Source organism: Pseudomonas sp. stari2 (genome assembly GCF_040760005.1).
Taxonomy (GTDB): domain Bacteria; phylum Pseudomonadota; class Gammaproteobacteria; order Pseudomonadales; family Pseudomonadaceae; genus Aquipseudomonas.
The window spans coordinates 5,914,279-5,937,881 of the sequence record NZ_CP099760.1 but is presented as its reverse complement, the minus strand read 5'-3'; the positions used below and the strand labels follow the sequence as shown (position 1 = coordinate 5,937,881).

The following is a 23,603-nucleotide window of genomic DNA, read 5'->3' as shown; positions in this document are numbered from 1 at the left end:
GAAATGATCGTCATGGCCATCACGAATGATGGCCATGACGAAAGTTTCATGCTTGCCAAGGAAAAAACCTTGATTGAAGGCTCAGAAACCGAGGGATTCGGCCGTTAAAGAGACAGCCTGTGATCTGGATCACATTGTGTGTGCTTAACTGGCCACATTGCAGGCACAATGCCATCTCTTTGCCAAGACGGTCGGAGCTTTACCCTTGCCGCGTTCTTCCGCTGTACGTTTCAGTCATTTCATACCTTCACTGCTGTTGTTGCTTGCGGGGTTGGCGGCTGCGTACGTCAAAGACCTCAACGTGTTCTTCACCTCGCTGTTCAACGTGTTGCCAACCCTGGTGCTGTTGCTGGGCGGGTCGTATTGCGCGGTTTACCGACGCCAGCGCGAACTGTTTCTGATGGTCACGGTGTACATCGCCTACTTCCTGCTCGACACCCAGACCGACTATTACCGCGACAACGGCAAGGTTCGCGAAGACGCGGCCGTAGTGTTCCACCTGGTCTGTCTGCTGTTGCCCTTGTTGTTCGGACTGTTCGCCGCGTGGCAAGAGCGCACGCACCTGTTTCAGGACATGGTGGCGCGGTTTGCCGTGCTGCTGGCTTTTGGCAGCGTGGCGTTGGGACTTGAGCAAAGTTATCCCCAGGCCCTGCTGATGTGGCTTTCGGAGATCCGCTGGCCCGCCCTGCACGGCGCGTGGATGAGCCTGATCCAGATGTCCTATCCGGTGTTCCTCTCGGCGTTCCTGTTGCTGGCCTGGCAATACTGGCGCAACCCGCGCCCGCTGCATGCGGCGCAACTGGTGGGGTTGCTCGGGGTGTTCTGGATGTTGCCGAAAACCTTCATCCTGCCGTTCACCCTGAACATCATGTGCAGCCAGGTGATGTTGATGATTGCCGCGGCGGTGGCGCACGAGGCTTATCAAATGGCCTTCCGCGACGAGCTCACCGGCCTGCCCGGGCGCCGCGCACTCAACGAGCGCATGCAGCGCCTGGGGCGCAACTATGTGCTGGCGATGAGTGACGTCGATCACTTCAAGAAATTCAACGACACCCACGGCCACGACGTGGGTGACCAGGTCCTGCGACTGGTCGCCAGCAAACTGTCCAAAATTAGCGGTGGCGGTAGGGCGTATCGCTATGGTGGTGAGGAATTCGCCCTGGTGTTTGCGGGCAAGACTCTCGAAGAGTGCATGCCGCACCTTGAGGTCATCCGCGAGTCGATTGCGTCCTACAACATCCAGTTGCGTAATCAGGAAAGCCGCCCACAGGATGATCAACAGGGGCGTCAGCGACGAGGCGGCTCCGGTGCGTCCAGCGTATCGGTCACGGTCAGTATCGGTGTCGCGGAAAGGGTCGAGCAGCGCACCCCGGAAGACGTGCTCAAGTCCGCCGACCAGGCGCTCTACGCCGCCAAAGGCGCGGGGCGAAACTGTGTGATGGCGTTCGGTCAGAACCGCCGTGGCGCGGTGCGCATGGACAGCGCCGCAGGTTGAGTAATGACGGCGCATTCAGCGTCTGGACAGTGATTGTCGGGCAGGGTGGCCGGCAGTAGGTTGGAGAAATCTGCTGAAGGAGAAGCCACCATGCCCGAGTACAAAGCCCCCCTGCGTGACATGCGTTTTCTGATAGACCACGTTTTTGACTTCCACACTCAGTACGCGGCCCTCGGCGCCCACGACGCCAGCCCGGACATGGTCAACGCGATCCTCGACGAAGGCGCGAAGTTCTGTGAGAACGTTCTGGCACCGCTCAATCGCAGTGGTGACGAAGAGGGCTGCCATTTCGACAACGGCGTGGTGACAACGCCTACAGGCTTCAAGCAAGCTTTCGCACAATACGTGGAAGGTGGCTGGCACGGTCTGGCGGCAGATCCGGCTTATGGCGGCCAAGGCCTGCCGAGTTCACTGGGGCTGGTGATCAGCGAAATGGTTGCCTCCAGCAACACCTCCTGGGGCATGTACCCGGGCCTGACTCACGGTGCCATGTCGGCGATCCACGCCCACGGCACCGAAGAACAGAAAAACACCTATCTGCGCAAACTCACTGCCGGCCAGTGGACCGGCACCATGTGCCTGACCGAAGCCCATTGCGGCACCGATCTGGGCATCATCAAGACCCGCGCGGTGCCTCAGGCCGACGGCAGTTACGCAGTGACCGGCAGCAAGATTTTCATCTCGGCCGGCGAGCACGACATGAGCGGCAACATCATTCATCTGGTGTTGGCCAAATTGCCGGACGCACCGGCGGGCACCAAGGGGATTTCGCTGTTCATCGTGCCGAAATTCCTGCCGGACGCCGCCGGCGAGGCGGGTGAGCGCAACAGCGTTTCCTGCGGCTCAATCGAACACAAGATGGGCATCAAGGCCTCGGCCACCTGCGTGCTGAACTTCGATGCCGCCAAAGGCTTCCTGATCGGCGAGCCAAATAAAGGCCTTAACTGCATGTTCACCATGATGAACCACGCGCGGCTCGGAACCGGGATGCAGGGCTTGTGTCTGGGCGAGGCGAGTTTCCAGGGGGCGATCAAATACGCCAACGACCGCTTGCAGATGCGCGCTCTGACCGGCGCCAAAGCTCCGGACAAACCGGCCGACCCGATCATCGTCCACCCGGACGTGCGGCGCATGCTGCTGACGATGAAAGCTTTCAACGAAGGCAACCGCGCGCTGACGTATTTCACTGCGCAGATGCTCGATGTCGCGCATCTGAGCCCGGACGCCGAGGCGCGTCAGGAGGCGGAAGACCTGTTGGCGTTCCTGACCCCGATCTGCAAGGCGTTCATGACAGACACCGGTCTGGAGGTGACCAACCACGGCATGCAGGTGTTCGGCGGCCACGGATTTATCCGCGAGTGGGGCATGGAACAACTTGTTCGTGATTGCCGGATCGCGCCGATCTACGAAGGCACCAATGGCATTCAGGCGCTGGATCTGCTCGGGCGCAAAGTGCTGGGCAGTCAGGGCAAGTTGCTGCGCAACTTCACCAAAATCGTCCACAAATTCTGCGGCGCCAATGCCGGGCATGCGCAACTGGGCGGTTTTGTCGCTCAGCTCGATGCTCTCAATCAGCAGTGGGGCGAGTTGACCATGAAGGTCGGGATGGCCGCGATGAAAAATCCGGATGAAGTCGGCGCCGCGTCGGTGGATTACCTGATGTACAGCGGTTACATCGTTCTGGGCTACCTGTGGCTGCGCATGGCGCTGGTTGCCCAGGCGCAGCTGGAGTCGGGCGAGGGGGACGGCGACTTCTGCCAGGGGAAACTGGCGACGTGCGAGTTTTACTTCAAGCGTTTGCTGCCACGCACCGCGGCGCATCGTTCGGCCATCGAGGCGGGCAGCGATTGCCTGATGAAACTGCCGGCGCAGTTGTTCGCGCTGTAGCACGCCACTGATAGACAGAAGAGCCCGCTGATCGCGGGCTTCTTTTTGGGTACAAGCTGGTGACTAAAAATAACAAAACAGTCATGGCCTGACCCTATGTGTCGCAAAAGTTGTTGGGTTACACTCCGGTTCAACGAAATCACTCTTCCACGAATCACCTGTTTAGATCTTTGCGAGGTTTGCCATGGCTGACTACAAAGCGCCGCTGCGCGATATGCGCTTCGTCCTCAATGAAGTGTTCGAAGTCGCCAAACTCTGGGCCGAACTGCCGGCCCTGGCCGAGACTGTGGACGCGGAAACCGTTGAAGCCATTCTCGAAGAGGCCGGCAAGGTCACCAGCAAAAGCATCGCGCCTCTGAGTCGCGCGGCCGACGAAGAAGGCTGCCACTGGGCCGACGGTGCCGTCACCACGCCGGCCGGTTTCCCACAGGCCTATCAGACTTATGCCGAAGGCGGCTGGGTCGGTGTTGGTGGTGATCCGGCTTACGGCGGCATGGGCATGCCCAAAGCAGTCTCGGCTCAGGTTGAAGAGATGGTCAACTCCGCCAGTCTGGCTTTCGGTCTGTACCCGATGCTGACCGCCGGCGCCTGCCTGTCGATCAACGCCCACGCCAGCGAAGAACTGAAAGCCGCTTACCTGCCGAACATGTACGCCGGTGTCTGGGCCGGTTCCATGTGCCTGACCGAACCGCACGCCGGTACCGACCTGGGCATTATTCGCACCAAGGCCGAGCCTCAGGCCGACGGTTCCTACAAGGTCAGCGGCACCAAGATCTTCATCACCGGCGGTGAGCACGACCTGACCGAAAACATCATCCACCTGGTGCTGGCCAAACTGCCGGACGCACCGGCGGGGCCGAAGGGCATTTCGCTGTTCCTGGTGCCGAAGTTCATGGTCAATGCCGATGGCAGCCTGGGTGCGCGCAATCCGGCGAACTGCGGTTCGATCGAACACAAGATGGGCATCCAGGCTTCGGCCACCTGCGTGATGAATTTCGACGAAGCCGTGGGTTACCTGGTCGGCGAGCCGAACAAGGGCCTGGCCGCGATGTTCACCATGATGAACTACGAGCGTCTGGGCGTCGGTATTCAGGGCTTGGCCACCGGCGAGCGCTCGTACCAGAACGCCATCGAATACGCCCGCGACCGCCTGCAAAGCCGTTCGCCGACCGGTGCGCAGAACAAGGACAAGGTGGCCGACCCGATCATCGTCCACCCGGACGTGCGTCGTATGCTGCTGACCATGAAAGCCTCGAATGAAGGCGGCCGTGCGTTCTCCACTTACGTGGCGATGCAGCTCGACACTGCCAAGTTCAGCGAAGACGCTGCGACCCGCAAACGTGCGGAAGATCTGGTTGCCTTGCTGACGCCAGTGGCCAAAGCGTTCCTGACCGATCTGGGTCTGGAAACCACTGTGCACGGCCAGCAGATCTTCGGTGGCCACGGCTATATCCGCGAGTGGGGGCAGGAGCAACTGGTGCGTGACGTGCGCATCACCCAGATCTACGAAGGCACCAACGGCATCCAGGCGTTGGACCTGGTGGGTCGCAAGATCGTCGGCAGCGGCGGCGCGTTCTACAAACTGTTCGCCGACGAGATCCGCCATTTCACTGCGACCGCCAGTGCCGATCTCGGCGAGTTCACCAAGCCGCTGAATGACGCCGTCGACACCCTCGACGAGCTGACCTCGTGGCTGCTGGACCGAGCGAAATCCAATCCGAACGAAATCGGTGCGGCATCGGTCGAGTATCTGCAGGTGTTTGGCTACGTTTCCTACGCCTACATGTGGGCACTGATGGCCAAGGCATCGCTGGGCAAAGAAGCGCAGGACGATTTCTACGCGAGCAAGCTCGGCACCGCGCGGTTCTACTTCGCCCGTCTGCTGCCGCGGATTCACTCGTTGAGCGCGTCGGTGAAAGCTGGCAGCGAGTCGCTGTTCCTGCTGGATGCTGCGCAGTTTTGATGATGTAACGTCATGTAAGCGATCTCTTACATGACGTGCTGCTGTTCTCCCATAGGCGCAGATTGGATCCAGAGCTAATCTACTTTCCATGGACGTCGCGCAGGAAGCGCAAAGCAACAACACGGACACGTAGGATTCTGCCAGGGTGGCGGAGTGAAATGGATGTCAGGGAAACAGTCTGCAAAGCCCCGCTTCGGCGGGGTTTTCTTATGCCCGAAGAAAAGTTTTCAGCTCAGCGTGTCCAGCGGCGGCGCACCTTTCAGCGGTTTGTCCTCACGTTGCATCACCTCCTCCAGCAACGTTCGCAGCAAGGCCAATGGCGCCTGCTGGCGCTGCACATCGCGACACACCAGTCCGACCTTCAACGGCACACGCGGCTCACTCAACGGTTTCCACAGCAGATCCTGATCGTCGTACTCCTTTTGCGAACGACCGGGCAGCACCGTCGCCAGACGCGTGTGCGGCAGACTGTCGAGAATCCCCACCATGTTGTTCAGTTCCGCCTGCACTTGCGGGCGTCGTCCGAGATTGGCCAATTGTGCCTGCCAGATCTGGCGGATTTGAAACTCTTCGCCCAATAGCAACATCGGTAATTCGGCCGCCTGACTCATCGAGACTTTCTTGAATTCGCGCAACGGATGATCCGCCGGGATGACCAGTGTCAGCTCGTCTTCGTACAGCATCACGCCGTGAAGCCCCGGCTGGCGTGGCGGCAGATAGCTGATGCCGATGTCCAGCGAACCATTGAGCAGGCGGCGTTCGATCTCCAGTCCCGTCAGTTCATAAATCTGCACCACCAGATGCGGCTGGGCCTTGCGCACCCGCTCGAGCATTTGCGGCACCAGGCTGGTGTGCACGGTTTGCAGCACACCGATCGCCAGCGTACGCAGCGCCTGGCCCTTGAAGTTGCCCAGCGCCTCGCGGGCGCGCTGCATGCCGTCGAGCAATGGCAGCGCGTGGTTGTACAGCGTATGGGCGGCGAGGGTCGGCAGCAGCCGTTTGCTGCTGCGCTCGAACAGGATGACGTCGAGGTTCTGTTCCAGATGGCGGATCTGCTGGGACAACGCGGGTTGAGAGATCGACAGGCGCTCGGCGGCACGTCCGACATGACCTTCTTCGTAGACCGCGACGAAATAGCGCAGTTGTTTGAAATCCATAAGTAACACTTATCGAAAATGCTGAGAAATCGAAATGGCTCGGCGCCTTGAAGAAGCCTAGTCTAACCGCATTCACAAGGCTTACAGGGCCGGAAAGCGCAATGACCAGCGTTTGCTTCGAAAGTGTTTACATAGGCAGTTCAAAAAACCTCAATCGAGGTTTTTTTCAATGAATCTGTTCAGCTTGCGGCGCCAGGCGCCCAGCCTCGATGACTTGGCTTTTGAAACCCATGAATCGGATGCCGCTGATGGCCTGAATGCGGAGCGCCTGATGCCCAGCGTCGAGCGCCCGCAGCAGGTTTTTGTTCGCGGCCAGGGCTCCTGGTTGTGGGACAGCAATGACCGCGCCTACCTGGACTTTTCCCAGGCCGGCGGCGCCAACAGCCTGGGCCACAGCCCTTCGGCGCTGGTCAAAGCCATTGCAGGTCAGGCCCAGGCTCTGATCAACCCCGGATTCAATCTGCACAACCGCGGCATGCTCAGCCTCGCCGAGCGTTTGTGTGCCAGCACTTCCAGCGATCAGGCGTATCTGCTCAACAGTGGCAGCGAAGCCTGTGAAGCCGCGATCAAACTGGCGCGCAAATGGGGTCAATTGCATCGCGGCGGCGCCTCACGAATCATTGTCGCCAGACAAGGCTGTCATGGACGTAGTCTGGCGACGATTTCGGCGTCGGACAGCTGCAACCTGCACAATCGCTTCGCGCCACTGTTGCCGGGCTTCGATCTGGTGCCGTTCAATGATCTGCCGGCGCTGCATGCCGCAGTCGATGCGCAGACCGTGGCAATCATGCTCGAACCGATCCAGAGTGATGCCGGTGTGATTCCGGCCACCGAGCACTACCTCAAGGGTGTCGAACGCCTGTGCCGTGAACTGGGAATACTGCTGATCCTCGACGAAGTACAGACCGGCATCGGCCGCTGCGGCACCTTGCTCGCCGAACAATCCTACGGCGTGCGCGCCGATATCGTCGTACTCGGCAAGGGCCTTGGCGGTGGCGTACCGCTGGCAGCGCTGCTGGCGCGAGGAAAGGCGTGCTGTTTCGATCCTGGTGAATTGGGCGGTACGCATCACGGCAATGCACTGATGACCGCCGCCGGTCTGGTGGTGCTCGACAGCGTGCAGGACCGCGCATTCCTCGAACAAATCCGGGACAACGGCCAGCACTTGCGCGAAGGACTCGCCCGTCTGGCCCATCGTTATGAACATGGCGAGTTGCGTGGGCAAGGGCTGTTCTGGGGATTGACCCTGTCGGAAGACTCCGCCGAAGCCGTGGTAAAAGCCGCGCTTCACGAAGGCTTACTGCTCAACGCCCCACAAGCCGACTGCCTGCGCTTCACCCCGGCGCTCAACGTCAGCAAGGCCAACATCGACGAAATGCTCCTGCGCCTGACCCGCGCCTTCTCCCGGGTACGTACCGCGCAACTGCAATGCCGCAAAGGGATTGCCGTCTGAGCTGAAGTTTCCTACCCGAATTCAAGAACCGTCTCGCGGTATAACGCACGCCCCACGCCTGATTCTTTTGGCGTGGGGCGTTTTTTTGTGGTCGGTAATGGCCATCAGATGGCGAGACCGCGGTTTGCACTGAACCCTGACAAACGGCAAAGGTCGATTAGCTTGTATGGCTCAGGTGAGCCAACCCCCAATCAGGAGCTGCCCCATGGACTTTATCCGCATCATCATCGCCATTATCTTGCCGCCGCTGGGTGTGTTTCTGCAGGTCGGGTTCGGCGGCGCGTTCTGGCTGAACATTCTGCTGACGTTGTGCGGTTATATCCCGGGGATCGTGCACGCGGTGTACATCATCGCCAAGCGCTGAGTTTCAGTCCGTCAGGCCCATCACTCGCCGATAGAAACGCCACTCCTGCTCCAGCGCATGGGCCTGATTGACGGCCCGGCGGAAGCCGTGGCGTTCGTCGACGTAGTAATGCGCTTCGACTTCAATGCCGTTGTGCTCCAGGGCCGTAACCATGTCGCGGGTCTGTTGCGGCACGACGACGGCGTCCAGTTCACCCTGGAAGAAAATCACCGGCACGCGAATGTTGCCGGCGTGCAGTAACGGCGTGCGGGCCGCGTAGCGTTCGGCGTCTTGCTCGGGATCGCCTATCAGCCAGTCCAGATAATCGCCTTCGAACTTGTGTGTTGCGCGGCCCAGAGCCACCGGATCGCTGACGCCATACAGGCTGGCGCCGGCGCGGAACACTTGATGGAATGCCAACGCGCACAGCGTCGTGTAACCACCGGCGCTGCCGCCACGGATGAATGCACGGTCGCCGTCGATCATGCCGCGATCATTCAGGTAAGCGACGACCGCACAGGCATCCTCGACATCCACCGCACCCCAACTCAGATGCAGCGCCTGTCGATACTCCCGGCCATAGCCGCTGCTGCCTCGGTAATTGAGGTCCGCGACGGCGAAGCCGCGTTGCGTCCAGTACTGGATGCGTGGATCCAGCATCGGGTAGCAGGCCGACGTCGGGCCGCCGTGGATGAACACCACCAGAGGCGGTTTGGCATCGCCATTGGTGGCCGGGTAAAAGAAGCCGTGCGCCTCGCCCGAACCACTGGGATAACGCAGGGTTTGCGGGCGGCTGATGCGCTCGGCGGGCAGCGGCGCGACACCGCCGGCCAGGATGTTCACTTCGCGCGAATCGCGGTCAATGGCGATCACCGCTGAAGGGCTGATCGGTGAGGCGGCAATGCAGTAAATGAATTGATCATCGACAGCCAGATGACGGAAGCGGCTGTAGTCGCCGGTGAAGTCTTCACCGTTGAGTACCAGACGCCCGAAACCGCCTTCGCTCCAACTCGCCATAAAGCTGTCGTCGGTGGGCAGCCAGGTGCAGCCGCCAAGTTGCCATGGGGCTGGCGCGTGATCGGCTTCGGAGCTGGCTAACGGCTGCAAGCCTTCTGCCGACTCGACCCACGGTTGCCAATAACCACCACGATCGGTCAGACAGCCCAGTCGGCCGTTGGCATCGAAACGCGGTTGCTGGATCGACTCTTCAAGTGCTTCACCGGCCACGCAACGCGGCGCGGAAAATTCGTTGTCCGAGCGTTCGGCGAGCATCAGTCGGGTGGAGGTCCACGGCTGATGCGGGCGGCTCCACTCGATCCATGCAAGGCGTTGGCCGTCCGGGCTGATAATGGGCGCCGCGTAAAAATCCGCACCTTCAACCAGCCTATGGCGGGCGCCATTCTCCAGATCGATGGCCACCAGCCGATGGCAATCACCGTTCTCTTCAACGGCCAGCACCTGCCCGTTGGCAAAGTGCAGATCGCCATATCGGCATTCCCCGGACGTCAATGCCACGGGTTCGCCGTCCAGCGTCTGTCGGTACAACTGCTGGTCCGCCTCGTTGACGAAAACCACTCCATCAGGCGTCAGACAAAACGCCCCACCGCCATATTCATACACCCGACTGCGCACGCTGAAACCCGCGGGTGTCAGACATTTCGCCGCGCCATCGCGCCACTGCCAGATCCGGCAGGCGGCGTCTGTCGGGCGATATTCATTCCAGAACAACCCATGGGCGCCGAGCTGAAGCTCAGCGAAATCCACACCGGCTGCAACGGCGGCAGTGGCGCTGAAAGGCTCAGCCTTTGGCGATGAGGCGCGAGTTTCGTTCATTGCGAAAGGCCAGTTGTTCGATGGTCTGGGTGGCATGCTCGGCTTCTTCGCGAGCCTTGAGGATCACGCCGTGATGTTCGGACTTGCTGCACACAGGGTCGGCATTGCTGGCATCGCCGGTGAGCATGAACGCCTGGCAGCGGCAGCCGCCGAAGTCCTGTTCTTTCTCGTCGCAGGAGCGGCACGGCTCGGGCATCCAGTCATAGCCGCGAAAGCGGTTGAAGCCGAACGAGTCGTACCAGATGTGCTGCATGCTGTGGTCGCGCACATTGGGAAATTGTACCGGCAGCTGTCGGGCGCCATGACAGGGCAGGGCGGTGCCGTCCGGTGTGACCGTCAGAAACAGACTGCCCCAGCCGTTCATGCAGGCTTTCGGGCGCTCTTCGTAGTAGTCCGGGGTGACGAAAATCAGCTTGCACGGATGCCCTTCAGCTTCCAGCCTGGCACGGTATTCGTTGGTGATGCGTTCAGCGCGGACCAATTGTTCCTTGGTCGGCAACAGACCGACACGATTGAGCTGCGCCCAGCCGTAGAACTGGCAGGTGGCGAGCTCGACGAAGTCTGCTTCCAGCGCGATGCACAGCTCGATGATGCGGTCGATCTTGTCGATGTTGTGCCGATGGGTGACGAAGTTCAGCACCATCGGATAGCCGTGGGCTTTCACGGCGCGGGCCATTTCCAGTTTCTGCGCGAAGGCCTTTTTCGAGCCGGCGAGCAGGTTGTTCACTTGCTCGTCGCTGGCCTGGAAACTGATCTGGATGTGGTCGAGCCCGGCCTTCTTGAAGTCGCTGATCTTCTGCTCGGTCAGGCCGATGCCGGAGGTGATCAGGTTGGTGTAGAAACCCAACTGACGCGCTTCACGGATCAGCTCGGCGAGGTCCTGGCGCACCAGTGGTTCGCCCCCGGAAAAGCCCAGTTGCGCCGCGCCCATCTCCCGCGCTTCGCGAAACACCTTGATCCACTGCTCGGTGTTCAGCTCTTTACCCTGCTCGGCGAAATCCAGTGGATTGGAGCAATACGGGCATTGTAGCGGGCAACGGTAGGTCAACTCGGCGAGCAGCCACAGCGGCAGACCGATTTCCGGTTTGGCCGGGACTTGCACCGATGACTCAGGCAAGTTCGATCCAGTGTTGCGCACGGGCAACCTCCATGAATTGCTCGATGTCGTCACCGAGCTCGGGTACGCCGGGGAACTGTCTGTCGAGTTCGGCGATGATCGCCGCGACATCCCGCTCCCCGTCGATCAGGCCGCCGATCAGCGCGGCACTTTCATTGAGCTTGATCATGCCTTCCGGATACAGCAGCACATGGCCTTTCTGAGCCGGTTCGTACTGGAAACGGTAGCCGGGACGCCAGGTCGGGGTCTTGCTGCGGTCGAAACTCATAAGGCGATTCCTTTATGCCAGACCCGTTGATCGGTGACGCTGTGATACGGCGGGCGGTTCAGTTCGTAGGCCATGCTCATGGCATCGAGCATGCTCCAAAGGATGTCCAGTTTGAACTGGAGAATTTCCAGCATGCGTTCCTGACCTTCGCGGGTCTTGTAGTGCTCCAGCGTGATCGCCAGACCATGCTCGACATCGCGCCGGGCCTGACCGAGGCGAGTGCGGAAGTACTCGTAACCGGCCGGGTCGATCCATGGGTAATGCTGCGGCCAACTGTCGAGACGCGACTGGTGGATCTGCGGCGCGAACAGCTCGGTCAGCGAGCTGCTGGCGGCTTCCTGCCAACTGGCGCGGCGGGCGAAGTTGACGTAGGCGTCGACGGCGAAACGTACGCCGGGCAGCACCAGTTCCTGGGAGCGCAATTGATCCGGATCGAGGCCGACGGCTTGGCCGAGACGCAACCAGGCTTCGATGCCGCCGTCTTCACCGGGGGCGCCGTCGTGGTCGAGCAGGCGCTGAATCCACTCGCGGCGGATTTCGCGATCCGGGCAGTTGGCGAGGATCGCTGCGTCTTTCAGGGGGATGTTCACCTGATAATAGAAGCGGTTGGCGACCCAGCCCTGAATCTGTTCGCGGGTGGCCCGGCCTTCATACATCGCCACGTGGTACGGGTGATGGATGTGGTAATAGGCGCCCTTGGCGCGCAAGGCCGCTTCGAATTCGGCGGGGGACAGCGGGGTGTCGGTCATTGCGGTTCTCCGGGCCATTCGTTACAGGACGAGGCTCATGCCGTCATACGCCACTTCAACATTGCGTCGCGTCAGTTCCGCGCGCTCCGGCGAGTCTTCGTCGAGAATCGGGTTGGTGTTGTTGATGTGGATAAGCACCTTGCGCTGCTCGGGAAGCTGCTCCAGCACTTCGAGCATGCCGCCGGGGCCGTTCTGGGCCAGGTGGCCCATTTCACGGCCGGTGCGGGTGCCAACGCCACGGCGCTGCATTTCATCGTCGTCCCACATTGTCCCGTCCACCAGCACGCAGTCGCTGCCGGCCATGATTTCCAGCAACGGCGCATCGACCTTGCCCAGGCCCGGCGCGTAGAACAATTTGCCGCCGGTGCCGAGGTCTTCGACGATCAGGCCAATGTTGTCGCCCGGATGCGGGTCGAAGCGGTGCGGCGAGTAGGGCGGCGCGGCGCTGCGCAACGGCAGCGGGGTGAAGCGCAGATTCGGGCACGCGGCGACGGTGAAGCTCTGGTCGAGTTCGATGCGGTTCCAGTCCAGCCCGCCGTTCCAGTGCTTGAGCATGGTGAACAGCGGGAAACCGGTGCTCAGGTCCTCATGGACCATGTCCGTGCACCAGACCTGATGCGGGCAGCCTTCGCGCAGGCTGAGCAGGCCGGTGGTGTGGTCGATCTGGCTGTCCATCAGGATGATCGCGCTGATGCCGGTGTCACGCAGGGCACGGCCCGGCTGCATCGGGGCGAAGCCCTGAAGCTGCGCGCGGATGTCCGGTGAGGCGTTGCACAGCACCCAGTTCACGCCGTCATCGGAAATCGCGATGGACGATTGGGTACGGGCCTGGGCATTCAGGCTGCCGTCGCGAAAACCGGCGCAATTGACGCAGTTGCAGTTCCACTGCGGAAAACCGCCACCGGCGGCCGAACCCAGAATCTGGACGAACATGAACGCTCCATCATTTCAACGCTGAAAATAAAACGCCCCGGCGAGCCGAGGCGTTGCACTGCAGTGTTCTGCTTGAGGCAGGACTCAGCGGCTGGCGAAGTACATGGTGACTTCGAAGCCGATGCGCAGGTCGGTGTAAGCAGGTTTGGTCCAAGCCATCGGGTGACTCCTTTTTCAGGTGGGTGAGATAGCGCTATCCATAGGTATAGTCCACGGCAGCGCAGGGATGTTCCAAATAGTTAGGTGGCTATGTTACTCAAAATTTCAGGGGGTTTGCCCGTGAATCTTTGAGAAAGCTCCTTGCAGCCCCGGTAATGATCATTTTGCCGCTTGCCATGGTGCGCCTGGCGCTGGGTCATTGGACAGGCCGTGCCAGCCGCCCTCGGCGCGGATCAGGCGTTGTGCAGCGGCCAGCAATGCTGGGCGATCCAGTTGAGCGATGGCGCTACGCAATTGCAGCAGATAATCCGACGAGTGGCCGGCGAGTCGGGCCTGCCACAGGAGCTCGGCTGCATCTTTGCTGGGCAGGGCACTGTCATCGAACTGATCGGCAAGCGTCTGGCGTTGCTGGGCGAGGCCGGCGTCGTCGAGTCGTTCGACAAGGGCTGGCAGTCCATGGAGAAACTGCTGAATGTGATCGAGCAATTGCGCGGCGGTGGCCGAGGGCGATTGCACACCGAACAGTAATCCGGTCTGGCCGTGTAGCTGACGCAGGCCGCTGAACACCGCATAGCCCAATTGCAGTTCGACTCTCAGGCGTTGGTAGAACGGTGACTGGCCCAGGTGAGCGAGCAGGCGCCACGCGGCTTCGTCGTCGATTTCACGGCTGGCGGTCGGGCAGAACAGCAGCAAGGCGTGTTCGCTGGACGCGTTGTCGATCTGACTCCACCGGTATCCGGTGTTGATTGCCGACGGTGCGGGAATTTGATTGTCCGGGATGCCGGGGATGCGACTCAGGGCCAGGCCCATTGCGGATTGGGTTTGTGGGTTGAGTCCCAACCCCAGGCCGTCCCAGCGCGAAGTTGTCCACAGGTGCGTGGCATCGTCGGAAGATTCTGTGGGCGCCAATAAATGTTCCGGGAGTGCCTTGAGCAATTGGCGAATCGGCATCAACGGCACGTCCGGCTCGCCGGGTGCGGAATCGTCGTCAACTTGTGTCAGATGTTTCAGCGCATGCTCAAGGACGCCGGGCAATATGTCCTGCAGACCGGTCACCTTCAGCAGCCACTGATTGCCCTTGGTGCTCAACGAAAGCTCGACCCCGGCCTGACGTGCTTCATCCGACACTTCCCGCAGACTGCATTGCAGTTTCGCTAGCAGCTCGGCCGTAGCCGCCGCTTCCATCTGCCAGCGCACATACACCGCACCTTCGTCACTGTTATCCGGCAGCGCCTGGCTGAATTGCATCGGTGAGCGTTCACGACGGCTACGCGAGCGATCTTGAGCGAATGTGCGCAAGCCTCGGTGTGCGCTGGTCTGACCGCGGATCAGGCCGGCGTTGGCCAGCGGTTCGGCCGTACGCAAGAACGGGTTGGCGGCGGGCAGATGCCAGTGGCCGCTGAAGTTATCCACAGTGCCGATTTTGCCGAGAATCGCCTTGAGCGCCGCAACGGCCGATTCGGACAAGCCGCTTTCGAGTTGTTCGCTGTCGAGTCGTGCCAGATTCAGTGCGCCGCTGACTTGCTGCTGGCGCTGATGCTGCGCCGCATATTCCTCTTGCAATGCCGACCAGTCCTGCTGTGCGACGAAGAAACTCATCCAATCCAGCCATTGCTCGCGAATGGCATTGAATGACCCGCTGGGTGCAGTGAACTGAAGATGCAGCAAGGCTTGCCCTGCGAACTGGTATTGCACGCAAGCTTGCAAGCTTTCAGCGAGACCCAGCAGCTGCAAATGGGCGAGCAGTCCGCCGGGTTTGGCGCTGTTCAACCAGTGACAAAGAAACGCCAGCGCTTCGGCCGACGACTCTGGCAGGTCTTCCAGCGCAAACAGCAGATTGCCGTACCGCTCGCCGACCTGTTGATAACTTGCCTGCGGGTTGTCCATCAAGCGAACAGGGGCTGCCTGCTCAGTTTTATCCCCAGGTGTCAGCGCAGTAGCAAACTGCTCGGCCAGCGTTCGCAGCTCTTCAATGTTCTGCGGTCCGACCAGGCTCAGTATCATCTGTCCGGTTCGGTAAAACTGTTGATGGAAATCTTTCAGTGCCTGCTGAAAATCCGCTTGTTCTACCGGCAGGCTGTCGCGGTTCCCGGCATGAAAGCCGCGCAACGGATGTGCTGCTGACAACCCTTCGAAGAGCGCCTCTTTCTGCTGGGCCGCAGCATCCTTCGACCACGCGACAAACTCCGCCTGCAACACTTCCCGTTCCCGCAACTGATCGTCCGGATTCATACGCGGCCGGGCGAGCATGTCTGACAGACGCTCAAGCCCGCCGCTGAAGGACGCTGGCGGCAACTCAAAGAAGAAATCGGTGGTGCGCTCGCGGGTGCTGGCATTCACCTGACCGCCGTGACCTTGCACGTAGGCCATCAGGCCTTCGCTCGCAGGAAAACGCTCGGTGCCGAGAAACAGCAAATGCTCAAGGAAATGCGCCAGCCCCGGCCATGCCAACGGCACGTCATGACTCCCGGCAGCCACTCGCAACGCAGCGGCGCTGCGCTTCAGGCCGGGCACGTGACGCAGGGTCACGCGCAAGCCGTTGGCCAGGGTTTCGGTGTGGGGGCGGGGTTGATTCGGCGCAGGCATGGGCACTTCCAGAACAGTGAAGTGCCAATGCTAGCGGATTAGCGCTTGTTGAGCGCGTCGTAAAGTTCGGGGCGGCGGTCGTTGAAGTAGCGGTTGGCGCTGCGGGAGTCGACCATCAACTGGCGATCCAGCTCACCGACGATCAGTGCTTCATCCAGCCCGGCCTGGGCGATGCGGCTGCCATCCGGCGCAGCAATACTGCTTTGCCCACAGTAATGGATATCGCCTTCGTGGCCGCAGTAGTTGGCGTAAGCCACGTAGCACTGGTTTTCGAAAGCACGGGAGCGCACCGAGACGTCGGCAATGAAATCGAAAGGAATCATGTTCGCTGTCGGCACCAGAATCAGCTCGGCACCTTCAAGGGCCAGGCGCCGGGCGTTTTCCGGGAACTCCAGGTCGTAGCAGATCAGGAAACCGAGCTTCCAGCCGTTGAGCTCGACGATGGGAAACTCGCCATCGCCGGGGCTGAACATCGAACGGTCGAGATCGCCGAACAGGTGCGTCTTGCGGTAATTGCACAGGCGCTCGCCGTTCGAATCGATCAACTGCACGGCGTTGTAGATCTGCCCTTCGGCGGTGCGCTCAGGGTAACCGTAGAGAATCGCCAGGCCGGCAGCCTTGGCGATTCGTCCTACGTGCTGCGCCCATTCACCGTTGTAGACCTCGGCCAATGTCGCGACCGCCTCCTTACCGATGTTGTAGCCGGTCAGAAACATCTCCGGCACCACCAACAAATCGGCACCTTTGGCCTCCATCGCCAGTTGATGCAGGCGCTGGAGGTTGGCAGCAGGTTCCAGTGGCAGCGGTGGACATTGGTAAAGGGCTACACGCATCAGGGATTCCTCTTACTCGGGCAGGGCGATCGGGCCGATGTCGTTGAACACATCACCAGGGCCGGGGTTCTCTTTATGTGTGGACCCGCCGAAGTGCTTCATGATTCCCCATACCGCGTTGAGCGAAGTCTGTACCGCGCCTTCAACCCACGCTGGCGTCCACGACACGTCGTCGCCGGCGATGAAAATCCCGCGCTGCTCCGGCGGCATGTCGTCCTGCATAAAGTGCGCGTACATGCGCTGGTTGTAGCGATAGTGGCCGGGCAGGGCGCCCTTGAACGCGCCGAGGAAGTGCGGGTCGGCTTCCCACGATACGGTGATCGGATCGCCGATGATCCGCGCGGCGATGTCGACTTTCGGGTAGATCTTCTTCAACGCATCCAGCGCCAGTTTCACGCGCTTTTCCACCGGATGCGGGAGCATTTTCAGCGCATCGCTCATCCACGAGTACGATAGGCAGATCACGCCCGGCTTGTCGTCGCCGTTGTCGAACAGGTAAGTACCACGGGTCAGACGATCGGTGAGGGTCATGCTCATCAGGTCGCGACCGGTTTCCGGGTCCTTGTCCTTCCAGAACGGGCGGTCGACCATTACGAAGGTCTTCGACGATTGCATGTAGCGCGTGCGGTCGAGGGCCATCCACATTTTTTGCGAGAACAGGGTTTCGTCGCATTCGATCTGGGTAGTCAGCAGCCAGCTCTGGCAAGTGGTCAGTACGGCGGCGTACTCGCGGGTGTCACCGTTGTTGTCGGTGACAGCAAAACGTCCGTCAGGCGCGTGGGCGATTTTCTTCACTCCGGAGCGCGGCGCGCCATGGTGCAACGACTTGAGGCTGGTGCCTTGCGGCCAGTGAACGCAGCGCTCCGGCGCATGACGCCAGATGCCTTGCGGCACTTGTTCGACGCCGCCGACCACCAGATGCTGGTGATCGTCGCAGTTGGTCATCACCACACGGAAGATTTCCAGCATCGAGTTGGGGAAGTCCGAGTCCCAGCCACCGGTGCCGAATCCGACCTGGCCAAACACCTCACGGTGATGGAACGACAATTTGGCGAAGGCTTTCGAAGTGGCGACGAAATCGTAAAAGGTGCGGTCGTCCCACAGCGGCACCAGGGTGTTCCACAGCTCTTTGAGGCGTGGCACGTCGCGGTCGCGGATCGCTTGCTGGATATCGGCGAACTGCGAGCCGGCCTCCAGAGCATCGGCCCAGGCGTCAGCCACTTCCTGGAACAGTGCAGGAAGATCCTTCAGGCTTTGTGCGTAATGGGTTTTGCCTTCCAGGTCGATCACGGTGCTGCCGGAGGCCGGCGTCAGCGGGTTGGGGAAGGGCTTGGTTTCCAGGCCGAGTTTGTCGACGTAGTGATAGAACGCGGTGGAAGACACCGGGAAGCGCATGCCGCCGAGCTCGGCGACGATGCCGTCGGTGCCGTTGAAGGCCTGGGAACGCAAACGGCCGCCAAGCTTCGAGGCTTCGTACACCACCGGTTTCAGGCCGAGCTTCATCAGTTCGTAAGCGGCCACCAGGCCGGCGATGCCAGCACCGACGATTGCCACCTCTGCACCGTGGTTGTGCTCGGGAATGCTGCCCAGACCGGCGGGGTGTTCGATCCAGTCGTCGAAAGCGAACGGAAAGTCCGGGCCGAAAATGGTGATCGGTTTCTTACCGTCTGCAGGATGGCGATTGTTCTTGTTCATGGCTGACCTTGCTGGCGACCCGACGCAGGATGCGCGTCTGAGTATAGGAAAAGATGCCAGCCATTCTAGGGAGCGTAGAACACGTTAATAAGACGCAAAGTGTCGTCGTTTTGAGTGCTTGTGCTGCAATCTGACGAGATTGATGATCAGACTGGATGCCCGCGATCAATTTTGCTGCTGAGGATGATCGAGGTCGTGGTCTTCTCTACGCCGTCTACGCTGCCGATCTGATCCAGCAACTGATCCAGTTGTTCCGGCGAGTCGGTTCGCAGCCACGCCACATAATCAAATTCGCCACTCACTGCGCACAATTGCTGCACCTGGGCCATCGCGCTCAACCGGCGCAACACCTCTTTGCCAGAGCGCGGCTGTACCTTGATCCCGACGTACGCCTGCAAACCGCCATCCACGACGCGCTGACCTAGACGCACACCGTAGCCGGTGATGACTTTGGCCTTTTCCAAGCGCGCCAGTCGCGAAGTCACGGTGGTGCGGGCGATCCCCAGTTGCCTGGCCAGCATCGCCACGCTCTCGCGGGCATTGATTTGCAGGGCTGCGATTAGCTGGCGGTCGATTTCATCGAGCACGGGTGGGCGGATGTCGGGCAAGGGCAGGCTCCAGCGGTACGGATCAATGAGGTTGCATGTTACAGGCTCGTCACGCGAGGCGCTTGTGAGTGCTGATTGAGCGGCTGAGGCCAGGCAGTCGCCGGGCCGGGGGATTTTACTGAAACAAAAGAACAGACAAATGATTTGACTTGCCTGCGGCCTTTATAAAAAATGGCCTCAAGAGCGCGAAATCTGCTGCCTTGCAGGGCTTCAGCAGACGTAGGTACCTCAGCGATGCTGCAACATCGGTGTAAGGTGAGACCTCTTCATCCCATTTCCTGAGGATGCCAATATCAGGATTCAAATACTCAAGGGGAGCCAACAGGCTCCCCTTTTTGTTTATCCTGAAGAACGTACCTCTTGTAGAGAAGTTCGCCGGTCGGGCAAAGCTAAGTCGATCCATGTTTGTTGGCCACCTGCTTCTTTGACCAGTGGCGCAGCACTCACGAGCATGAAAGTAATCCTTGGCGGGCAGCGGCGCCCGGAGATTACTCGCTCGGAGAAAAGGCCAACAAGGCTGAAAGCTGTGTGAAAACACAGCTTGGGAAATAACCTACAGACCTTGCGGTAGTCTTCCGAACATTGCGCTTGTGAAGAACGTAAACGCCAAACGACAGGCGAAAAAAAGCCGCGCGAGTGCGCGGCTTTTTCATGTTTGGTGGGCCCACACGGACTTGAACCGTGGACCAAAGGATTATGAGTCCTCTGCTCTAACCAACTGAGCTATAGGCCCTCAGTAGGCCGCGGATTATAGCGACGGTTTCTCGGGTGTGCTATCCGAAAAATCTGATACGGCTATGCGAAGAAACGTCGCGGCGAATTCCTCCGGCGGTAGTGGCAGGCTGACGATGTAGCCCTGGATCTGTTCACAGCCTTCGGCGGCGAGGAATCGTTGTTGGGCCTGGGTTTCCACGCCTTCGGCGATTACGGTGAATTGCATGCTGCGGCCCAGGGCGATGATGGCGCGCACGATCGCCGCGTCGTGCGGGTCGTCGGGCAGGCCGCGGACGAAAGACTGGTCGATCTTGAGGATGTCCAGCGGCAGGCGTTTGAGGTAGCTCAGCGAGGAGTAACCGGTGCCGAAGTCGTCGATGGCCAGTTGCACGCCGAGGTGTTTGAGTTGATGCAGCACCGCCAGTGCTTCTTCGGCCTGGCTCATGATGAAGTTTTCGGTAATCTCCAGTTGCAGTAAATCCGGCCGGAGGCGGTTGTCCTTGAGCAGTTGTTCAATGCGGCCCAGCAGGTTTGGCTGGCGCAGTTGTGCGCCAGCGAGATTGACCGAAAGTGGACCCAGGGATTCGTAGATCTGGCTCCACTCGAACATCTGCCGGCAGGCGGTTTCCAGCACCCAGTCGCCGATTTGCAGGATCATGCCGTTCTCTTCCGCCAGCGGAATGAAATGCTCCGGAGGCACCTCGCCGAAGGTCGGGTGACGCCAGCGGATAAGGGCTTCGGCGCCGACCAGAGAGTGATCGTCGAGGCTGATTTTCGGCTGGTAGTAGAGGTACAACTCTTCGCGCTCGATGGCCCGGCGCAGTTCATGTTCCAACGCCACCCGCTCGCTGGCCTGGGCGGTGAGGTCGCGGGTGTAGCTTTCGACACGGTTGCGGCCCTTGGCCTTGGAGCGGTACATCGCCGCGTCGGCGTTCTTGATCAGGGTGGCAACGTCGCAGCCGTCACGGGGATAAAGACTGGTGCCGATGCTGGCACTGATGAAAAACTCGTGCTCACCCGCCTGGAAGGGGGCGCCGAAGCAATTCAGCAATTTGGTGGCAATGTTGTCGGCATCACCGGCCTGTTGCAGGCCGGGCAGCAGGATGATGAATTCGTCACCCCCCAGTCGTGCAACTGTGTCGATGTCGCGCAGTTGCTCTTTGAGGCGTACGGCAATGCCCTTGAGCAGCAGGTCGCCCACCGGGTGACCGAGGCTGTCGTTGATGTGCTTGAAACGGTCGAGATCGAGGAACAACACCGCACCCAGACCACCGTTTTCCTGCTGGCCGTTCAATGCCGTCAGCAGGCGGCTTTCAAACAGCGTGCGATTCGGCAGGCCGGTCAGCGGGTCATGGTGGGCCTGGTAGTCGAGCTTGGCCTGGGCGTGCTTGAGGCTCGAAATATCGGCAAACACGGCGACGAAGTGGGTGATGAACTTGTCCCGGTTGCGCACGGCGCTGATGGTCAGCCAGCTCGGGTACAACTCGCCATTCTTGCGTCGGTTGGAAATCTCGCCTTGCCAGTGGCCTTCGTCCGTCAGCTGATGCCACATTGCTGCATAGAACGCGCTGTCGTGCAGCCCGGATGCCAGCAGGCGCGGAGTATGGCCGAGCGCCTCGCTTTCGCTGTAACCGGTGATTTCGGTAAACGCACGGTTCACCGCACTGATGTGCTGCTGAGTGTCGGTGATCAATACACCTTCAGCGGTGCTCTCGAACACCGTTGCGGCCTGTTGCAGTTTTTCCTGCATCAGGTGGCGCTCGGTGATATCCCGGGCGATGGTCAGCATGCAGTCTTCGTCGCCGATCGGTAGCGGACGGCTGGATACCTCGCAGAGGCGGATCTGCCCGTCGCTGCGGCGGATGTGGCAGGTGAAATCGCGAACGAAACCGTCACGGTGCAGCAGATCGAGCATCTGTTTGCGTTCGTTGAGATTGACCCAGATCCCCAGATCCAGTGCCGACCGGTCCACCGACATGGCGCTGTTGAAACCGGTGATGCGGCTGAAGCCTTCGTTGACCTCCAGCAGCAGGCCATCGCTCTGGCGTGACAGCAGCAATCCGTCCGGCGAGGCGTGGAAGGCCTTGGCGAACTTCTCTTCGGAGGTTTGCAGTTGCTGTTGGGTTTCCTTGAGCTGGGTAATGTCGCGCACCACCACGACCAGTGCCGGTGTGGTGTCGAGTTCGAACGGCTCGGCGGAAATCAGCCCGGTGAACACCTGCCCGTTGCTGCGACGAAAGGGCATCTCCAAGTTGCGAATGCTGCCGGCCTGCAAGCGTTGCAGCAGGCCGGGGCCAACGCCGGGAATACCCCAGATATTGAGTTCGGTGGCGGTCTGGCCGATGACTTCTTCGGCCCTCAGCCCGATCTGCTCTTCAAAGGCCTCGTTGACCTCCAGCAGACAGCCGTCGGACAGCCGTGCAATCACCAGAATGTCCGGGCATTGCTGGAACACCGAGGCGAATTTCTGCTCCGACAGGCGCAGGGCCTCTTCGGTACGCTTGGTTTCGCTGATGTCGATCATCAGACCGCGCATCACTGGCTCGTGGCCGTGTTCGATCAGGCTGACGATGTCACGCACCCACAAGCAACGGCCGTCAGCGGTGATCACTCGATAGTCGAGGCTGTGATCCCGCCCGGCGAGGACTTCGTGATCGCAGAAGCTCTGCGCGCGGGTCAGGTCGGCGGGATGGATGATGTTGCGCCAGAAGCCCGGAATCAGCCAATGCGACAGGGGATAACCCAGCAGGTCTTCGGCGTGGGGTGACACGTAGCTGTAGGTGAAATCGCTGATCCGCGCTTCCCACGCAATGGCCGACAGGCTCTCCACCAGCCCGCGATAGTGGTATTCGCTGCTACGCAGTTCCTGTTCGAGGTCGATGCGCCGGGCGATTTCCGAACTCAAGCGACGGTTGATGCGGATCACGACTGCCAGGATGATCACCAGCAACAGCAGGCCTGGCAGGCCATAGACCAGTAGATCCGACCAGAATGTCCGATGATCGAGGACGTTGCCCACCCAGTGTTCCTGGATACTGTTGATCTGCTCCGGGGACATGTCGGCCAGGACTTTGTCCAGAATACCCACCAGCATTTTGCTTTCTCGGGGCACCCCCATAGCCAGTTGATAGCGATAAGGGGTTTCGCCACTGACATACAACCCGTCGAGCTTGAGCTGGCGCAGGCTCCAGACACTGGAGGCGAGATCGCCGACCACCGCGTCCACTTCGTCGGTGGCCAAGGCCTGCAGCGCCGAGCTGACATTGGGCATGGCGACGAGATTCAGATCGGGATGATGGGTACGCAGGAGCTCATGGGGGGCGTAGTTTTCGACGACGGCGATCTTCAGCCCATACAGATCCTCGATCTTGCGCGGTTGCGGGCCGCCGACGTGGGCGAGGATGACGATCGGAAAGTCCAGGTAAGGGCGGGTGAAGGCCAGATAATTCTGGCGCTCAGGGGTGGACATGATGCCCGGCAGCAGGTCGATCGTGCCGTTTTTGGCCTGTTCGAGCACGGCTGTCCAGCTCGAGGGTTCTATGGGGGTAAGTTTGATGGCCAGACGCTGGCGGATCACGTCGATATAGTCCGCCGCCAGGCCCTGATAGCGGTTCTGCTCATCGCGAAACTCGAATGGCGGCCACGACGCATCGACACCCAGGCGCAAGTCCGGGTGAGCCGCCAGCCAGCTACGTTCTTCGTCGGTCAGAGTCAGCGCGTCAGCCGTTGCGGTCCAGATCATCAGTGACAGCAAAAAAAGCACGGACGCCAGTCTGGGCATAACGGTCTCGTTATGGCTCGGGGGAATGC

18 protein-coding genes and 1 tRNA gene are annotated in these 23,603 nt (G+C 60.5%); 5 read left to right on the top strand and 14 right to left on the bottom strand.

Annotation, left to right across the window (positions count from 1 at the left end; translation table 11 throughout):
- Positions 1–205 precede the first annotated feature (205 nt).
- The 3 genes from NH234_RS27290 to NH234_RS27280 all read left to right on the top strand — a co-directional run bounded on the left by NH234_RS27290 (position 206) and on the right by NH234_RS27280 (position 5,345).
- Complete coding sequence (locus tag NH234_RS27290) at positions 206–1,495, top strand: GGDEF domain-containing protein (protein WP_085731688.1); 1,290 nt, start codon at positions 206–208, stop codon at positions 1,493–1,495.
- Between the two features lie 90 nt (positions 1,496–1,585).
- Positions 1,586–3,382, top strand: coding sequence for an acyl-CoA dehydrogenase C-terminal domain-containing protein (locus NH234_RS27285; protein ID WP_085731689.1), 1,797 nt, complete (start codon positions 1,586–1,588; stop codon positions 3,380–3,382).
- A gap of 184 nt (positions 3,383–3,566) precedes the next feature.
- Positions 3,567–5,345, top strand: coding sequence for an acyl-CoA dehydrogenase C-terminal domain-containing protein (locus tag NH234_RS27280; RefSeq protein ID WP_367254924.1), 1,779 nt, complete (start codon positions 3,567–3,569; stop codon positions 5,343–5,345).
- Between the two features lie 227 nt (positions 5,346–5,572).
- On the opposite strand, the gene NH234_RS27275 is transcribed toward NH234_RS27280, so the two are convergent.
- Positions 5,573–6,502 (bottom strand): LysR family transcriptional regulator, encoded by a 930-nt coding sequence (locus NH234_RS27275; RefSeq protein ID WP_085731691.1) that lies wholly within the window; start codon positions 6,500–6,502, stop codon positions 5,573–5,575.
- Positions 6,503–6,671: 169 nt separating this feature from the next.
- On the opposite strand from NH234_RS27275, the gene NH234_RS27270 reads away from it, so the two are divergent.
- Together NH234_RS27270 and NH234_RS27265 are read left to right on the top strand one after the other, a co-directional pair.
- Positions 6,672–7,955, top strand: a complete 1,284-nt coding sequence (locus NH234_RS27270; RefSeq protein WP_367254922.1) for an aspartate aminotransferase family protein — start codon at positions 6,672–6,674, stop codon at positions 7,953–7,955.
- Positions 7,956–8,160: 205 nt separating this feature from the next.
- Complete coding sequence (locus NH234_RS27265) at positions 8,161–8,319, top strand: YqaE/Pmp3 family membrane protein (protein ID WP_065259115.1); 159 nt, start codon at positions 8,161–8,163, stop codon at positions 8,317–8,319.
- A 3-nt stretch (positions 8,320–8,322) separates the two neighbouring features.
- On the opposite strand, the gene NH234_RS27260 is transcribed toward NH234_RS27265, so the two are convergent.
- The 13 genes from NH234_RS27260 to NH234_RS27200 all read right to left on the bottom strand — a co-directional run bounded on the left by NH234_RS27260 (position 8,323) and on the right by NH234_RS27200 (position 23,574).
- The gene (locus tag NH234_RS27260; RefSeq protein ID WP_367254919.1) at positions 8,323–10,131 is read right to left on the bottom strand and encodes a prolyl oligopeptidase family serine peptidase; all 1,809 of its coding nucleotides are present in this window, start codon (positions 10,129–10,131) and stop codon (positions 8,323–8,325) included.
- Complete coding sequence (gene pqqE / locus NH234_RS27255; protein WP_367254917.1) at positions 10,097–11,269, bottom strand: pyrroloquinoline quinone biosynthesis protein PqqE; 1,173 nt, start codon at positions 11,267–11,269, stop codon at positions 10,097–10,099. Before pqqE ends, NH234_RS27260 begins: the two co-directional genes overlap by 35 nt.
- A complete protein-coding gene (gene pqqD, locus NH234_RS27250; RefSeq protein ID WP_007959876.1) occupies positions 11,241–11,516 on the bottom strand; it encodes a pyrroloquinoline quinone biosynthesis peptide chaperone PqqD in 276 nt (91 codons plus the stop codon). Before pqqD ends, pqqE begins: the two co-directional genes overlap by 29 nt.
- Positions 11,513–12,265: a pyrroloquinoline-quinone synthase PqqC gene (gene pqqC, locus NH234_RS27245; RefSeq protein WP_011336228.1), complete on the bottom strand. Its 753-nt coding sequence runs from the start codon at positions 12,263–12,265 to the stop codon at positions 11,513–11,515. The genes pqqD and pqqC overlap by 4 nt, the downstream gene beginning before the upstream one ends.
- A 21-nt stretch (positions 12,266–12,286) precedes the next feature.
- The gene (pqqB, locus tag NH234_RS27240) at positions 12,287–13,198 is read right to left on the bottom strand and encodes a pyrroloquinoline quinone biosynthesis protein PqqB (protein WP_085731696.1); all 912 of its coding nucleotides are present in this window, start codon (positions 13,196–13,198) and stop codon (positions 12,287–12,289) included.
- Positions 13,199–13,282: 84 nt separating this feature from the next.
- A complete protein-coding gene (gene pqqA, locus NH234_RS27235; protein ID WP_003444522.1) occupies positions 13,283–13,357 on the bottom strand; it encodes a pyrroloquinoline quinone precursor peptide PqqA in 75 nt (24 codons plus the stop codon).
- 159 nt (positions 13,358–13,516) lie between these two features.
- Complete coding sequence (pqqF, locus tag NH234_RS27230) at positions 13,517–15,943, bottom strand: pyrroloquinoline quinone biosynthesis protein PqqF (protein WP_367254914.1); 2,427 nt, start codon at positions 15,941–15,943, stop codon at positions 13,517–13,519.
- Positions 15,944–15,981: 38 nt separating this feature from the next.
- Positions 15,982–16,776 carry a carbon-nitrogen hydrolase family protein gene (locus NH234_RS27225; RefSeq protein WP_085731698.1) on the bottom strand — a complete coding sequence of 265 codons (795 nt, stop codon included), beginning with the start codon at positions 16,774–16,776 and terminating at the stop codon, positions 15,982–15,984.
- Positions 16,777–16,788: 12 nt separating this feature from the next.
- A complete protein-coding gene (locus NH234_RS27220) occupies positions 16,789–18,471 on the bottom strand; it encodes an NAD(P)/FAD-dependent oxidoreductase (protein WP_085709206.1) in 1,683 nt (560 codons plus the stop codon).
- 146 nt (positions 18,472–18,617) lie between these two features.
- Positions 18,618–19,079 carry an Lrp/AsnC family transcriptional regulator gene (locus NH234_RS27215; RefSeq protein ID WP_007959884.1) on the bottom strand — a complete coding sequence of 154 codons (462 nt, stop codon included), beginning with the start codon at positions 19,077–19,079 and terminating at the stop codon, positions 18,618–18,620.
- Positions 19,080–19,194: 115 nt separating this feature from the next.
- Positions 19,195–19,482, bottom strand: a complete 288-nt coding sequence (locus tag NH234_RS27210) for a hypothetical protein (protein ID WP_367254912.1) — start codon at positions 19,480–19,482, stop codon at positions 19,195–19,197.
- 253 nt (positions 19,483–19,735) lie between these two features.
- Positions 19,736–19,812 (bottom strand) — tRNA-Ile (locus NH234_RS27205).
- A gap of 15 nt (positions 19,813–19,827) precedes the next feature.
- Positions 19,828–23,574: a bifunctional diguanylate cyclase/phosphodiesterase gene (locus tag NH234_RS27200; RefSeq protein ID WP_367254910.1), complete on the bottom strand. Its 3,747-nt coding sequence runs from the start codon at positions 23,572–23,574 to the stop codon at positions 19,828–19,830.
- Positions 23,575–23,603: the final 29 nt, after the last annotated feature.

Bases quoted from the DNA above. Each gene is read 5' to 3' on its own strand.
- NH234_RS27285 (WP_085731689.1), top strand. From the start codon at position 1,586: ATGCCCGAGTACAAAGCCCCCCTGCGTGACATGCGTTTTCTGATAGAC.
- NH234_RS27280 (WP_367254924.1), top strand. From the start codon at position 3,567: ATGGCTGACTACAAAGCGCCGCTGCGCGATATGCGCTTCGTCCTCAAT.
- NH234_RS27275 (WP_085731691.1), bottom strand. From the start codon at position 6,502: ATGGATTTCAAACAACTGCGCTATTTCGTCGCGGTCTACGAAGAAGGT.
- NH234_RS27270 (WP_367254922.1), top strand. From the start codon at position 6,672: ATGAATCTGTTCAGCTTGCGGCGCCAGGCGCCCAGCCTCGATGACTTG.
- NH234_RS27265 (WP_065259115.1), top strand. From the start codon at position 8,161: ATGGACTTTATCCGCATCATCATCGCCATTATCTTGCCGCCGCTGGGT.
- NH234_RS27260 (WP_367254919.1), bottom strand. From the start codon at position 10,131: ATGAACGAAACTCGCGCCTCATCGCCAAAGGCTGAGCCTTTCAGCGCC.
- pqqD (WP_007959876.1), bottom strand. From the start codon at position 11,516: ATGAGTTTCGACCGCAGCAAGACCCCGACCTGGCGTCCCGGCTACCGT.
- pqqC (WP_011336228.1), bottom strand. From the start codon at position 12,265: ATGACCGACACCCCGCTGTCCCCCGCCGAATTCGAAGCGGCCTTGCGC.
- pqqB (WP_085731696.1), bottom strand. From the start codon at position 13,198: ATGTTCGTCCAGATTCTGGGTTCGGCCGCCGGTGGCGGTTTTCCGCAG.
- pqqF (WP_367254914.1), bottom strand. From the start codon at position 15,943: ATGCCTGCGCCGAATCAACCCCGCCCCCACACCGAAACCCTGGCCAAC.
- NH234_RS27225 (WP_085731698.1), bottom strand. From the start codon at position 16,776: ATGCGTGTAGCCCTTTACCAATGTCCACCGCTGCCACTGGAACCTGCT.
- NH234_RS27220 (WP_085709206.1), bottom strand. From the start codon at position 18,471: ATGAACAAGAACAATCGCCATCCTGCAGACGGTAAGAAACCGATCACC.
- NH234_RS27210 (WP_367254912.1), bottom strand. From the start codon at position 19,482: ATGGATCGACTTAGCTTTGCCCGACCGGCGAACTTCTCTACAAGAGGT.
- NH234_RS27200 (WP_367254910.1), bottom strand. From the start codon at position 23,574: ATGCCCAGACTGGCGTCCGTGCTTTTTTTGCTGTCACTGATGATCTGG.